Here is a 13941-nt window from a genome sequence, read left to right as displayed (position 1 = left end):
GTGAAGGATGACAGCAGCTGAGACGACGCGCGTCCGTCGTCATCGCATGGCCGACCCAGGCGGATACATCGGCGGGCTCGATGGTCTTCGAGCACTCGCCGTCGCCTCGGTCGTCATCTACCACATCACCCCGGGGGCACTGCCGGGTGGTTTCCTCGGAGTCGACGTGTTCTTCGTCGTCTCGGGATTCCTCATCACCACACTGCTCCTGCGCGAGGTCCGCAAGACGAAGAAGATCGACTTCATCGGCTTCTGGAGGAGACGCGCACGCAGGCTCGTGCCCGCTCTTGTCTTCCTCGTCATCATCGTCGTCCCCATCGCCGGCATCATCAACAGGGATCTTCTCGTCGGAATCGGGCGCCAGGTGCTGGGTGCGCTGACCTTCTCCTCGAACTGGCTCGAGATCGCCAACGGCTCATCCTACTTCGACCAGACGTCGCCGCTCTTGTTCAAGAACTTCTGGTCACTCGCGGTCGAAGAGCAGTTCTATCTGGTGTGGCCCCCGCTCTTCCTCCTTGTCATCATGCTCGTGCGATCGTGGCGGGTACGGGTGGGTATGGCGGTCGGGCTCGCACTCCTCTCCGCGGTGCTCATGGGTGTCATGGCAGACCCGGAGAATCTCACCCGCGTCTACTACGGCACGGACACCCATCTGTTCGGCCTCGCACTCGGCATCGCCCTCGCATTCTCCTGGGCCCCGGCGTCCGGCACATGGCTGGCGGGGCGGTGGTCGGCGTGGAGCCAGGTCGCAGGACTCGCCGCGCTCGGCGGCCTCCTGCTCCTCATGGCATCGCTCGATGATCAGTCCCTTTTCACCTATCGCGGTGGAATCCTCCTGGCATCGCTCCTCACGCTCACCATCATCGCGGCCATGATCGCGCCCGCCTCCCCGATCGCGCGAGCAGCCGAGAATCCGATCTTCCACTGGATCGGCACCCGCTCCTACGCCCTCTACCTGTGGCATTGGCCCGTCCTCGTCATGGTCGGCCTCCTCGCCCCCGCGGCACCGGGATCCACAGCCTTCTGGATCAGGTCCGCTGTCGCGGTTCTCCTCACCGGCATCATCTGCGAGTTCTCGTACCGCGTCATCGAAACACCGATCCGCACGAATGGCTTCAGGGCAACCCTGGCCGCCGCCTCCTCCCGTGTCTCGACCCGCCAGCCCCGCTACCTCGCGATCGTCGCAGCGGCCGCGATCATGCTGGTGGGGACAGGCGCAGCCGTTGCCCTCGCACCCGAGAAGTCCTCGGTTCAGCTCGAGATCGAAGAGAACGAGGAACGGTTCGAGACGACGCCGGCCGATCCGACTCCCCAGCCCAGTGAGGGCGCTGACAGCCCCGAGCCGGATGCTAGCGCGGCGCCGACCGAGAGTTCGCCGCAGGGATTTGCGATGCCGGGGGGAGAGGACATCACCGCTATCGGAGACTCCCTGATCGTGACCTCCGCCGACGGGCTCGAAGTCGAGTTCCCCGGCCTCAACTTCATCGCCAAGTCCAACCGGCAATGGCACGAGGCTCCGGCACTTGTCGAGGCGGGCCTGCGTGACGGCACGATACGCCGCGCCGTCATTCTCGACTTCGGGACCAACGCCGGTATCCCGGACCCGCAGATCGTCCGCGACACGATCGAACTCCTGGGCCCCGATCGCATGATCGTGCTCGTGACGATCTACGGCCAGTCCACATTCATCGAAAGCGCGAACGAGACGATCCGCGACATTGCCGCCGACTATCCCAACGTGGCCGTGGCGGACTGGCATGCTGCCATCAGCGCTCAGCCGCATCTCCTCCAAGCGGACCAGACGCATCCCGATATCGGTGGAATGTACCTTTTTGCGGAGACGGTGCGGACCGCTTTTGAAACACTTGCATCCTAACCGTCCGTTTTAGGGCACGGATCACTCTCCCACTTGATACCCTGATAGTGGTGTCTCGAAGTCGAGACATCGAGTCGTTATGGGAAGGATCTCCTCCGTGGACCTCTTCGAGTACCAGGCTCGCGACCTGTTCGCCAAGCACGGTGTCCCCGTGCTGGCAGGCATCGTGGCCACCACTCCGTCAGAAGCGCGCGCAGCAGCAGAGCAATTAGGCAGCAAGCTTTTCGTTGTGAAGGCGCAGGTGAAGACCGGCGGGCGCGGCAAAGCCGGCGGCGTCAAGCTCGCTCGGTCGCCCGAGGAGGTGGAAGATGCAGCGTCGCAGATCTTGGGGATGGACATCAAGGGGCACACCGTGCACCGGATCATGATCGCAGAAGGCGCGGATATCGCCGAAGAATACTATTTCTCTGTCCTCCTCGATCGTTCGGAGCGCCGCTATCTCGCCCTATGCTCCGTGGAAGGCGGCATGGAGATTGAGCAGCTTGCCGTGGAGCGCCCGGAGGCGCTCGCCCGCATCGCCATCGACCCCGGTCAGGGAATCGATGAGGAGATGGCACGGCACATCGTCTCCGAGGCAGGCTTCCCGGAGGCGGATGCTGACGCGGTTGCGGACGTGATCCTGGGTCTCTGGGAGGTGTACGTCAAGGAAGACGCCACGCTCGTCGAGGTCAATCCGCTCGTCAAGACTGCGGACGGCACGATTCTCGCCCTCGATGGCAAGGTCAGCATCGACGACAACGCCTCCTTCCGTCATCCCGCCCACGCCGATCTCGAAGACAAGACGGCCGAGAACCCGCTCGAGGCGAAAGCCAAGGAGAAGGGCCTCAACTACGTCAAGCTCGAGGGCGGCCAGGTCGGCATCATCGGCAACGGCGCGGGTCTTGTCATGTCCACGCTCGATGTCGTGGCCTACGCGGGCGAACAGTACGGCGTCGGGCCCGCGAACTTCCTCGATATCGGCGGCGGCGCCTCGGCCGAAGTCATGGCGAACGGCCTCGATGTCATTCTCGGCGACCCGGAGGTGCGCTCTGTCTTCGTCAACGTGTTCGGCGGAATCACCGCCTGCGATGAGGTTGCCAACGGCATCGTGCAGGCACTCGCCATCCTCGGGGATGCGGCGACGAAGCCGATCGTGGTGCGCCTCGACGGCAACAACGTGGACGAGGGGCGGCGCATCCTCACGGAAGCAGCCCACCCACTCGTGACGATCATGGACACGATGGACGGCGCGGCAGCCAAGGCTGCCGAGATTGCGGCATAAGGATTTAAGACATGTCTATTTTTCTCGACAGTAACTCCAAGGTCATCGTCCAGGGCATGACGGGCTCTGAGGGCCGCAAGCATACGGCTCGGATGCTGGGTGCCGGCACAAAGATCGTTGGCGGCACCAACCCGAAGAAGGCGGGCGAAACCGTCACATTCGATGTCGTCCCCGCAGGTCCCGGCCAGGCCACAGCAGGCACCGTGGACGTGCCCGTGTTCGGAACCGTCAAGGACGCGAAAGAGGCAACGGGCGCAGATGTGTCCGTCATCTTCGTCCCGCCGGCGTTCACGAAGGCCGCAGTCATGGAAGCGATCGATGCCGGGCTCCGGCTCGTCGTCATCATCACGGAGGGCGTCCCGGTCGCAGACACCGCAGTCTTCCGCTCCTATGCAGAGAAGAAGGGCGTCCAGCTGATCGGCCCGAACTGCCCCGGCATCATCACACCCGGACAGTCCAACGTGGGGATCACCCCGCCCGATATCACCGGTCCCGGCCGTGTCGGCCTTGTCTCCAAGTCGGGGACGCTGACGTACCAGATGATGTACGAGCTGTCCGACCTGGGCTTCTCCACCTGCATCGGCATCGGAGGCGACCCGATCGTCGGAACGACCCATATCGATGCCCTCCGAGCATTCCAAGATGACCCGGACACGGACCTGATCGTCATGATCGGCGAGATCGGCGGCGATGCCGAAGAGCGTGCCGCTGACTTCATCAAGGAGCACGTGACGAAGCCTGTCGTCGGCTACGTTGCAGGATTTACCGCGCCCGAGGGGAAGACCATGGGGCATGCCGGGGCTATCGTGTCCGGCTCCGCAGGGACCGCACAGGCGAAGAAGGAAGCACTCGAAGCAGTGGGAGTCCGAGTCGGGAAGACACCGACAGAGACCGCGAATCTGGCACGCCAGATCCTCCAAGGTTAGGACTCGCATGTGGGAGGGGGCCATGACGGCCCCCTCCCACATGCCATCGCGACTACTCGTCGGCGGAGGGCGCTGAGGGCGCCGAGGCGATCGAGACAGCAGACGCGGGGGAGACCTGGCTCGGCAGCTGGACCGTGGGCGTGCCTGTCGGACGTGAGACGGACGGCGCGGGGGACGGCGCGACGGTGGGATCCTGAGTCTGTGAGGGTTCGGTCGAGGGAGCTGTCGTCGCCGTGATCTGGCCGGACGGATTCTCGTTCGACGGGGATGCCGTCTCGCGGGGGCCCTCAGAGATGACGGGAATGACGACATCCGGTGAATCCGCTGCCGCCATGCCCGTGCCGATGGCGACGCCGAGTGCGCCGAGAGATCCGGCCGCTACCCACAGTTTGCGAGACATGACGCTCCTTTCGTAACCTCTCCCCATTCAAGCCGATGAAGATGATGATCGGGGGAGAGCAAAATGAGAGTCCTTTCATCAACGGTGAGTTGCTCCCCGCAGACAGGGGCAAGGGCTGGGAACATGGACTCGATGAGCACCACACGAACCCACCCGCTTCGCCTAATCCTCGCGGCAGCACAGCCCATCGTCTTCGGATGGGCGATCGCTGTGGTGCTCGGTATCTTCGCCTACACTCTCATGGCGGACTCTCCCGCTCTCGGCACCACCTCCTGGCAGGATGTGGCATCCGTGACAACCGGCTGGTGGTTGACCGCATTCGGAGGAACCCTCCACTTCGACGGAGTGGGAATCTCCCTTCCGCCCCTCCTCATCACCCTGCTCACCTATGCGGCAACGCTCGGACTCGTGCGTAGGCTGCCGGTGAAAGACTGGATCGACGTGTGTGTCCTCACGGGCAGTGCAGCTGCCGTGACGGCGCTCCTCGGCCTTGCGTCACCCGCGGGGAGCGTATCGTGGCCGGCCAGTATCGGCACCGCGGCCGTCGTGCTCCTCGCTGTCGCGACATCGAAGAATCGCACCGATTGGTTTGGTCGAGGCTTCTTCGCGTCCGTTGCGGGGCGTGCGATCTATGACGGAATGATCCTGGCGCGCCGCGCGCTCACCATCGGACTCATCATCGGCATCCTTGTCTTCGTGACGGCGACCGTGCTCGGCTGGTCCGAGATCGTCAAGATCAACGGCTACTACATCGTGGCCTGGCATTCGAACCTCATGATGTGGCTCTTCCAGCTCGCCTACCTGCCAGTCCTTGTCCTGTGGGGGTTCGCTTTTGTTCTCGGCGCCGGTTTCGCGGTCGGCTCGGGAACCGTGTTCTCCGCGCTCGGTGTGGCATCTGCGCCGCTGCCGGCAATCCCGCTCCTCGGCGCGCTGCCACAACCCGGGCCGGGATATCCGTGGCTTCTCGCAGTGGTGGCGCTTGTTCTCCTCCTTGCCGGCATCCGTCAGGCTCGAGCCTTCCCCGACCTGAAAGAAGTCCTTGTCACGGGTGGCATCCATCTCGCTGTGCTCGGCGCGGCAGGAGCCCTTCTCGCCTTCCTGTCCCAGGGCTCCATCGGACCTGACCGCATGGCGGCAACAGGCCCAGACATGCTTCGAATGATGGCCATGACGATTGTGATCCTTGGGATTCCCTTCCTCGCGGGAATGATTCTCGGCCACCGAACATCGATAGCAGCCTATCGAGATTGGGCCAAACGTGGCGTCGCGGCCGTGAAAAACCTGCGGAACAGCGATATCCCCCAGGAAGATACGACCGCTGCTCACACATCCTCGGAAGCCGATAGTCATCTGCAGGTTGTCGAACCAGAGCCTGAGCTTCCCGACGATCCGCACGCAACAACCGCAGTGACAGCACAGACCGCTCCCGAATCCGGAAAGGATGGCTCATGACAGGCCGCCTCGCAGTACTGATCTCTGGCGGGGGCTCGAATCTTCGAGCCCTCCTCGACGCATGTGAAGACCCGGAGTACGGATGTGAGGTTGTCCTTGTCATCGCCGACCGGCACGGCTGCGCCGGCATCGATCACGCCGCCGAGGCAGGAATCGACACCGCGGTTCTTGCTGTGACGGACTTCCCGAGCAGAGAAGAATGGGATCAGGCCCTCGCTTCACGACTGACGGAGTCGTCACCCGATCTCGTCGTCTCGGCCGGTTTCCTCAAGATCCTCGGGTCCGCTGTGCTCTCTGCATTCCCCGGTCTCATCGTCAATACCCACAACTCGCTTCTCCCATCCTTTCCCGGTATTCACGGTCCCCGCGATGCTTTGGACTATGGCGTCAAGATCGCCGGTGCCACACTGTTCGTCGTCGATGAGGGGATGGACACGGGGCAGATCCTCGCGCAGTGCGCCGTCGAGGTTCTCGAGGACGACACGGAAGAAGTCCTGCTCGAGCGGATCAAGGCTGCGGAACGCGCCCAGCTCGTGCGCACGGTGGGGTCGATGATGAGGGACGGATGGCGGGTCGAAGGCCGACGGGCCTTCCTCAACGCACGCCCATAGCCGCCAGAGTCCGGAAGCGCAGAACAGGGCGTTGACGTGGTTAAATGTCTTGTGCACGCGCGGTTGAAAGATGGAGTTCGAATGCGGCAGTCTGTCAGAGGAACGACGACGGGTCTCATCCTCGTCGTTTCGGGGCTCTTCCTCGGGAGCACAGCCTTCGCATCGACAATCGACGATCAACTCGCACCGCCGTTCGATCCCGTCGTGGATCTGCGGGTTGTCGGCTCGCTTGCGGAAGCGACTGCCATCCCCACGGATGAGCCCTCCGACGACGTGGATCCCACAGACCAGCCGACGGAAGAACCCACGGAGGAACCCACCGAAGAGCCGACGGAGGAGCCCACCGAAGAACCCACCGAAGAACCGACGGAGGAGCCCACGGAGGAGCCCACGGAGGAGCCGACGGAGGAGCCCACCGAAGAACCGACCGTGGTGTTCCCTGAGGACGGGGTGCCGCCCGCGAGCCGGGCTCCTGTTTTCTCGGCAATCGAGCCGATCGTTGCCGAGACTCGCAGCGATGTCACAGAGGACGATATCGTGGCGGGCGTGCGGGTCGTCGACGACGTCGATCGGGGACTGATTCCGGTCATCTCCGACTGGGGAGGATGGTTCGACGAGAAAGAATGCCCGAACGGCTACCCGTGCACGTATCGAATCGTCTTCCTTGCCTTCGATTCGGAGGACAACTTCGCCGAGGGCGCACGCGACGTCATCATCACGGGCCGCGCGAACATGCCGGGCTCGTCCGCGATCGGAGCGAGCCGCGTCATCGCCGATGGTCTTGAACTCGTCGAGATCGACCGAGATGAGCTGGCATGGACGGGTGCAGAGACGGGCTATCTCGCAGCAGGAGCGTTCGTTCTCATCGTGAGCGGTTTCGGTCTCATCCTCTCGGCAAGGCTGCGCCGCATCCGCTAGAATCGTTCTCGGCCGCGACTGGCGCACGAGATGGATGACCATCGGGGAGCGGCCGACACCGTCGCGTCGCACGCCTGGGCATAGCAGCGGATCGTCTCCGAGGAGAGCTATGACTCGCGCACTCATATCCGTTTACGACAAAACAGGAATTCTTCCACTCGCCCAGGCTTTCGTCGATGCTGGCATCGATATCGTGTCATCCGGTGGAACCGCTCACGCACTGCGAGACGCCGGCATCGCCGTCACCGCGGTCGAGGACGTGACCGGGTTCCCGGAGTGTTTCGACGGTCGCGTCAAAACGCTTCACCCACTCATCCACGGCGGGCTTCTCGCCGACAGGCGCAAAGCCGAGCACGTTGCCCAGCTCGGTGAGCTCGGTATCGAACCGTTCGACATCGTCGTCGTCAACCTCTACCCGTTCGCGGACACTCTCGCCTCAGGGGCGCAGGTGGGCGACATCATCGAACAGATCGACATCGGCGGACCCGCCATGGTTCGCGCCTCCGCAAAGAACCATGCCTCCGTCGCGGTTCTGACTTCTCCCGACCAGTACGAGGATGCAATCGCTGCCGTCCTCCGCGGAGGTTTCAGCGAGTCTGAACGTCGAGTTCTCGCCGCGAAGGCTTTCGCCCACACCGCGGCCTATGACGCGGCGGTCGCGAACTGGATGACAGGCCTGGTCGAGGAGCAGCCATCATTTGCTGGGATCGCACTGGAGCGCACGAGCACTCTCCGCTACGGAGAGAACCCCCACCAGTGGGCGTGGCTCGCGGCAGACGGCACTGACGGAGTCGCCAACGCTGTGCAGCTTGGCGGCAAGGAGATGAGCTACAACAACTATCGCGACACGGATGCGGCCGTTCGGGCAGCCTACGATCACGTCCGCCCCGCGGTCGCCATCATCAAGCACACCAACCCGTGCGGCATCGCGGCAGCAGATGACATTGCGGAGGCCCACGCACGGGCCCACGCCTGCGACCCGGTCTCTGCCTATGGCGGAGTCATTGCGGCGAACCGGTCCGTGACGTTGGCAATGGCCGAGCAGGTGAAGCCCGTCTTCACCGAGGTCATCGCAGCGCCGGGCTACGACGCGGATGCTCTCGAACTCTTGCGATCGAAGAGAAACCTCCGGATCCTTGTTGTCACGCCGGGGAGAACGGAACGTGACATCACCCAGATATCGGGCGGTTTCCTCATCCAGGATCGTGACCGTGTCGATGCTCCGAGCGATGTGAGGAGCGGATGGTCGCACGTGGCGGGCCCGGAAGCCGACGAGCAGACGCTTGCCGATCTCGAGTTCGCGTGGCGGTCGGTTCGCTCCGTGCGATCCAATGCTGTCCTTCTTGCACGCGATGGTGCCTCCGTGGGGGTCGGCATGGGCCAGGTGAACCGGGTGGATTCGTGTCGGCTCGCCATCGAACGAGCCAACACCCTTGGTGTTGCCGTCGAATCTGACGTCGAGAGTGCGGGCGGTGCTCAGGCCGGATCCTCGTCGAGCGCGGAACGTGCCAGGGGCGCGGTTGCCGCGTCCGATGCCTTCTTCCCGTTCGCGGATGGTTTCCAGGTGCTCGCCGACGCGGGGATCAGGGCTGTGATCCAGCCGGGCGGATCGATACGCGACGCGGACGTCATCGCCGCCGCGAACGAGGCTGAGATACCCATGTACTTCACCGGCACGCGGCACTTCGCGCACTGAGACGCTGGGGGATGCCGGACATCCCCCCAGTTCTAGAGTTCGCGCAGGATCTTCTTGAGCGGACGAGGGTCTGCCGCTGCCTCGAGAGTGATGCGGCTGCCGATGTTTCTCCGCAGGGCAACCGCGTCCGCGGGACGGTCGACTGTGACACCACCCGTGAGGCGATCCTCTGTCACCCAGAGGATCCTCGAACCGTCATCGATCGTGACGGGCGTCCCGACAGGGTGACCGATGACGAGGATCTCCAGTCCTGCGATCGTCGAGAATACATCCGGAACGAGAGGGAGGGGATCGTCTGCCGGGTTGGTCATGATCGCGTGGGCAACCCGAGCGGCTTGGTGCAGGGCAGTGTTCCAGTGCCCGCCGCTCGGCCCGATCCCGATCGTCGCGCAATCACCGACAGCATAGACACCGGGATAGGAGGTCCGCCCCCATCCGTCCGTCCTCAAGTCGAGTCCGAGAGTGTGCGGCACGGCCCCGGTCGCCTCGATGATCGTGCCCGGATCCTGAGGGATCGTGGAGACAATATCGACCCCCATGCTATTCAGAGCGCTCTCGATCGCGGTATGAGCGGGGCCTATCGCGGGCAGAATGTGTTCCGCTATCTCGACGAGCGTGACGGGACGTCCGGCCGCGGCGAAGGATGAGGCGAGTTCGCATCCGATCCAGCCGCCGCCGATGATCGTCACGGGTCCCGTGACGGCACGGAGCCTCTCGGCGTCTTCTCGCGTTCGCAGATGCAGGGCGCCGGGGTAGGTTTCCCGGGGATCTGCTCCCAGAGCCAGGACAGTCGTGTCCGAGGCGTAGCGGATGCCATCGACGATGACATCCGAGCCGTCGAGAGAATCGACTGAACCGGTGACGATCTCATCGCACAGCTCGGCGATGTGTCCAAGACCATCGGCCGACAGAGGGCGACGATAATCGCCGAACAGATTCTTCGACAGGGGCGGCCTGTCATACGGCGGGACTCCCTCCCGGTCGATAGCCCTCATCGGGCCGTCGTATCCGGCTTCCCGCAGTTCGGCTGCGACGCGCAAGCCCGCCAAGCCAGTTCCACAAATGGTGATCAAAAGGTCCTCCAAGATATAGAGTTGATCGTATGGGAGAAAAGCGGGTTCCTGCATCTGCACTGCTGTGGCTGACGACCCTCTGGGTTGTCATGATCGCCGTTTTCGCATTGACTGCGGGACCCGTGTTCGCGATCCGGTCCCTGGGGATCAGCATGGTGGGATATGCGATTGCGCGGCTGGTCTTGCCGACCGGCACCGTTCCTGACGTTCGAGGGCGGGCACTGGACACTGCCACGCTCATGCTTTGTGGGATAGCCCTGCTGGCTCTTGCCGATTGGGGAAACGCCACCAACGTGGCCTAGGAGGAAGTTAGACATGGATATCGTGACACGGGCTATTGCCAAGGCTCAAGAGTGGTCGGACAACGCGCGAGCGTACTCGACTCCCTACGCTTCGCGACTGCTATCCCAGGTGCTCGACCATCCCGGCGGCCTCGACTACACCGTGAACTTCGTCGACGGCGTCATTCGGCCAGAGGATTCTCACGTCGTCGCAGACAATCTCTCTGCCATATCCCAGAAGGATGCCTCATTCCTTCCGCCCTATCTCGGCATCCTCGCGAAGGGCGGCGGCAAGCTTGCGCCGCTTCTTCCCGGCGTGGCGACAGAGGTTGCGGAGAAGATCTTCGCAGCTCTCGTCGGTGATCTCGTCGTCGACGTGACACCGTCGAAACTCGGCCCCGCGATCAGCAAGCTCCGGGCGGACGGCTCCCGCCTCAACCTCAACCTCCTCGGTGAAGCAGTCCTGGGTGACGGTGAGGCCGAGCGTCGGCTTGCCGCCACCACCGAACTGATTCGCCGCGATGATGTCGACTACGTGTCCCTCAAGGTATCTTCCGTGATCGGCCCGCACGCACCCTACGGCTTCGACGAGGCAGTCGATCACGCGGTCGCCCAGCTCCTTCCCGTCTTCCGGGTTGCCCGCGATTCCAAGACTTTCATCAACTTGGACATGGAGGAGTACAAGGATCTGCACTTGACCATTGCCGTGTTCAAGACGATCCTCGACGACCCCGAGTTCACCGACTACCGTTCCGGTATCGTCCTCCAGTCCTACCTGCCCGATGGGGAGGCGGCTCTCGCTGACCTCACGGAATGGGCGAAGGCGCGCCGCGCCCGCGGAGGAGCCCCCATCAAAGTCCGCATCGTCAAGGGCGCCAACTTGTCGATGGAGAGGGTCGATGCTGTCATGCACGGCTGGGAGCTTGCCGTGCAGCCCTCGAAGGAGGCCACGGACGCAAACTATCTCGTCATGCTCGACCATGCACTGACGAAGGAGAACATCGACGCCGTCCACATCGGCATTGCCGGACAGAATCTTTTCACGCTCGCCTATGGCGTGCTGCTGTGCCGCGACCGCGGCCTCGCGATCGGCACCGAGGTGGACGTGGAGATGCTGGCCGGCATGGCGACGCCGCAGGCTCACGCCGTGCGCGACGACATCGGCTCCCTCCTCTATTACGTGCCGGTTGTGAAGCCCGAAGAGTACGATGTCGCGATCTCCTATCTTGTGCGGCGCCTCGAAGAGAACGCTACGCCCGAGAACTTCATGTCGAACGTGTTCGCGCTCGAGGACAGCTCTGTCTTCGGCCTCGAGGCTGAGCGCTTCTCGACCGCGTACGAGCTTGCCCAGTCCGGCATCGACCACGGCCCGCGCCGCATCCAGGACCGCAACGAGGCTCCCGAGGCGTTCCCGCGCGAGTTCTCCAACACGCCGGATACTGACCCGTCTCTGCCCGCCAACATTGCCTGGGCGAAAGGGATCGCCGCAAGGATCCCCACGTCGGAGCTCGGCTCGGACATTGTTCGCGCCCACACCCAGACGACAATCGCGGAACTGGATGAGGCACTGTCGACCGCGGTCGCGGCAGGTAAGGCATGGTCGGCCAAGCCAGCCGGAGAGAGGGCAGACATCCTTCTCAAGGTTGCCCACGTGTTCGAAGCGAACAGGGGACGACTCATCGAGGTTGCCGGTTCGGAGGCCGGCAAGACAATCGACCAGGCGGATGTCGAGGTGTCGGAGGCAATCGACTTCGCACGCTACTATGCTTCTCTCGCGCCAGCCCTCGACAACCTCGAGGGTGCGAGATTCACTCCCGTCGAGACCACGCTCATCACCCCGCCCTGGAACTTCCCCATCGCGATCCCGGCGGGCGGAGTGCTTGCCGCGCTGGCCACCGGTTCGGGAGTCCTCTTCAAACCTGCTCGTCTCACCCGCCGCATCGGCTCGCTCGTCGCCGACCTCATGTGGGAGGCCGGTGTGCCCCGCGACGTTCTGCAGCTCGTCAACCTCGACGGCTCCGACCGCAATCTCGGCCAATACCTGGTCGAGCGCGTCGACCAGGTGATTCTGACAGGATCGATCGAGACGGCACGCAGATTCCGGTCATGGCGTCCCGACCTTCGAGTCTTTGCCGAAACGTCCGGCAAGAACGCCATCATCGTCACCCCTCATGCCGATATCGACCTGGCTGTGAAGGATGTCGTCTACTCTGCCTTCGGGCATGCTGGACAGAAGTGTTCTGCCGCATCCCTCGTGATCCTGGTCGGCTCGGTGGGCTTCTCCCGACGGTTCCACGATCAGCTGGTCGATGCGGTGAAGTCCCTCAACGTCGGATATCCCGCTGACCTGTCGACAGAGATGGGGCCGCTGACAGAAGTTCCCTCCGGGAAGCTGCTGCGTGGCCTCACGAAGCTCGAACCGGGCCAGTCGTGGGTGGTGAAGCCACGCAAGCTCAGCGACAACCTCTGGACGCCGGGCGTGCGTTCCGGTGTGCAGCCGGGCAGCGAATACCATCTGACCGAGTACTTCGGCCCGATCCTGGGCGTGATGAGAGCGGATAGCCTCGTCGAGGCTGTCGAATGGCAGAACGCTGTCGAGTTCGGCCTCACTGCTGGCATCCATTCTCTCGATGCTGCGGAAATCGCCTACTGGCTCGACCACGTCCACGCCGGCAACGCCTACGTCAACCGAGGCATCACCGGCGCCATCGTGCAGCGTCAGCCCTTCGGCGGCTGGAAGAGATCCTCCGTCGGCACCGGCACGAAGGCGGGCGGCCCGAACTATCTCTACGGCCTCGGCCACGTCACGCCCGCGTTCACGGGAATGTATGCTCAGACGCTGAACGACCCGATCCTGCGCAAGGCGAAGACGGTTGCGGAATCCCTCGAGGATGCTGAGAGGACGCAGGAAATCCTGTCCGGCATGGACAGGGCGCTGGCGGAGGAGTTCCATGGTGAACACGATCCGTCTCAGCTCGGCGTCGAGATCAACATTCTCCGCTACGTGGGCTTCCCGCGCGTCGTCGTCCGCCTCGGCGCGGACGCACCCGTCGGAGATCTCCTCGCCTCCGTAGCCGGAGCCGTGTCATTGGGAGCCAATGTCGAGGTATCGTCCGCAGGGACGCTCGCCGCAGCGGTTGCCCAGTTCATGGCGGATCACGAGGTGCTCGTCACCGTCGAATCGACCGAGCAGTGGCAGAGGAGGGCGAAAGGCATGTCCGTCTCTGCGGACGGCGTCCGGTTCCGCGTTCTCGGCGAAGACGCGTCAGCTCTTGCCGCCGCGATTGACGGCTCTGTCGATGTCGGCATCTACGCAGACCCGATCACGCCAGCCGGTCGAGTGGAGCTGCTGCCCTACGTCCAGGAGCAGGCCATTTCCGCAACGAACCACAGGTTCGGAAACCACACGTCACTTCTCAAGGGCGTCCTGATCTAGGCTGGAAGGGG

Annotated in this window: 11 protein-coding genes and 1 riboswitch; of the genes, 9 read left to right on the top strand and 2 right to left on the bottom strand. The window is 63.7% G+C overall.

The genetic code is table 11. The features are described from left to right. Positions 1-7: 7 nt before the first annotated feature. From H2O75_RS07335 to sucD, 3 genes are all read left to right on the top strand, one after another. Positions 8-1876 (top strand): acyltransferase family protein, encoded by a 1869-nt coding sequence (locus H2O75_RS07335; protein ID WP_182170280.1) that lies wholly within the window; start codon positions 8-10, stop codon positions 1874-1876. Between the two features lie 97 nt (positions 1877-1973). Then, entirely contained in the window at positions 1974-3137 is a 1164-nt protein-coding gene (gene sucC, locus H2O75_RS07330) for an ADP-forming succinate--CoA ligase subunit beta (protein ID WP_182170278.1), read from the top strand. 11 nt (positions 3138-3148) lie between these two features. Continuing rightward, complete coding sequence (gene sucD / locus H2O75_RS07325; protein ID WP_182170275.1) at positions 3149-4063, top strand: succinate--CoA ligase subunit alpha; 915 nt, start codon at positions 3149-3151, stop codon at positions 4061-4063. A gap of 52 nt (positions 4064-4115) precedes the next feature. Here sucD and H2O75_RS07320 read toward each other — a convergent pair whose 3' ends face one another. Beyond that, positions 4116-4463 carry a hypothetical protein gene (locus tag H2O75_RS07320; RefSeq protein ID WP_182170272.1) on the bottom strand — a complete coding sequence of 116 codons (348 nt, stop codon included), beginning with the start codon at positions 4461-4463 and terminating at the stop codon, positions 4116-4118. Positions 4464-4595: 132 nt separating this feature from the next. Here H2O75_RS07320 and H2O75_RS07315 point away from each other — a divergent pair, with 132 nt between their 5' ends. From H2O75_RS07315 to purH, 4 genes are all read left to right on the top strand, one after another. Then, positions 4596-5915: a cell division protein PerM gene (locus H2O75_RS07315; RefSeq protein WP_182170269.1), complete on the top strand. Its 1320-nt coding sequence runs from the start codon at positions 4596-4598 to the stop codon at positions 5913-5915. After that, complete coding sequence (gene purN / locus H2O75_RS07310; RefSeq protein WP_182170266.1) at positions 5912-6526, top strand: phosphoribosylglycinamide formyltransferase; 615 nt, start codon at positions 5912-5914, stop codon at positions 6524-6526. Before H2O75_RS07315 ends, purN begins: the two co-directional genes overlap by 4 nt. A gap of 81 nt (positions 6527-6607) precedes the next feature. Continuing rightward, positions 6608-7444, top strand: coding sequence for a PT domain-containing protein (locus H2O75_RS10845; protein ID WP_220462712.1), 837 nt, complete (start codon positions 6608-6610; stop codon positions 7442-7444). 4 nt (positions 7445-7448) lie between these two features. Next, a riboswitch (ZMP/ZTP riboswitch) is annotated at positions 7449-7531 on the top strand. A 22-nt stretch (positions 7532-7553) separates the two neighbouring features. Next, positions 7554-9140 (top strand): bifunctional phosphoribosylaminoimidazolecarboxamide formyltransferase/IMP cyclohydrolase, encoded by a 1587-nt coding sequence (gene purH, locus H2O75_RS07300; protein WP_259365224.1) that lies wholly within the window; start codon positions 7554-7556, stop codon positions 9138-9140. Positions 9141-9172: 32 nt separating this feature from the next. Here purH and H2O75_RS07295 read toward each other — a convergent pair whose 3' ends face one another. Next, complete coding sequence (locus H2O75_RS07295; protein ID WP_259365223.1) at positions 9173-10267, bottom strand: FAD-dependent oxidoreductase; 1095 nt, start codon at positions 10265-10267, stop codon at positions 9173-9175. On the opposite strand from H2O75_RS07295, the gene H2O75_RS07290 reads away from it, so the two are divergent. Together H2O75_RS07290 and H2O75_RS07285 are read left to right on the top strand one after the other, a co-directional pair. Further along, entirely contained in the window at positions 10243-10515 is a 273-nt protein-coding gene (locus H2O75_RS07290; protein WP_182170256.1) for a DUF3017 domain-containing protein, read from the top strand. The genes H2O75_RS07295 and H2O75_RS07290 overlap by 25 nt on opposite strands. Positions 10516-10528: 13 nt before the next feature. Further along, the gene (locus tag H2O75_RS07285; protein WP_182170253.1) at positions 10529-13930 is read left to right on the top strand and encodes a proline dehydrogenase family protein; all 3402 of its coding nucleotides are present in this window, start codon (positions 10529-10531) and stop codon (positions 13928-13930) included. The last annotated feature ends 11 nt before the right edge of the window (positions 13931-13941 follow it).

The sequence above is a fragment of the Flaviflexus equikiangi genome (assembly GCF_014069875.1).
GTDB classification, from domain to species: Bacteria; Actinomycetota; Actinomycetes; order Actinomycetales; family Actinomycetaceae; genus Flaviflexus; species Flaviflexus equikiangi.
Note: the sequence above shows the minus strand (reverse complement) of the source record. Positions and strands in the feature narration are given on the sequence as shown.

Excerpts from the sequence above, each read along its gene's own strand:
- purH (WP_259365224.1), top strand. The coding sequence starts at position 7,554 with ATGACTCGCGCACTCATATCCGTTTACGACAAAACAGGAATTCTTCCA.
- H2O75_RS07320 (WP_182170272.1), bottom strand. The coding sequence starts at position 4,463 with ATGTCTCGCAAACTGTGGGTAGCGGCCGGATCTCTCGGCGCACTCGGC.
- H2O75_RS07335 (WP_182170280.1), top strand. The coding sequence starts at position 8 with ATGACAGCAGCTGAGACGACGCGCGTCCGTCGTCATCGCATGGCCGAC.
- purN (WP_182170266.1), top strand. The coding sequence starts at position 5,912 with ATGACAGGCCGCCTCGCAGTACTGATCTCTGGCGGGGGCTCGAATCTT.
- H2O75_RS07290 (WP_182170256.1), top strand. The coding sequence starts at position 10,243 with ATGGGAGAAAAGCGGGTTCCTGCATCTGCACTGCTGTGGCTGACGACC.
- H2O75_RS07295 (WP_259365223.1), bottom strand. The coding sequence starts at position 10,267 with ATGCAGGAACCCGCTTTTCTCCCATACGATCAACTCTATATCTTGGAG.
- sucD (WP_182170275.1), top strand. The coding sequence starts at position 3,149 with ATGTCTATTTTTCTCGACAGTAACTCCAAGGTCATCGTCCAGGGCATG.
- H2O75_RS10845 (WP_220462712.1), top strand. The coding sequence starts at position 6,608 with ATGCGGCAGTCTGTCAGAGGAACGACGACGGGTCTCATCCTCGTCGTT.
- H2O75_RS07315 (WP_182170269.1), top strand. The coding sequence starts at position 4,596 with ATGAGCACCACACGAACCCACCCGCTTCGCCTAATCCTCGCGGCAGCA.
- H2O75_RS07285 (WP_182170253.1), top strand. The coding sequence starts at position 10,529 with ATGGATATCGTGACACGGGCTATTGCCAAGGCTCAAGAGTGGTCGGAC.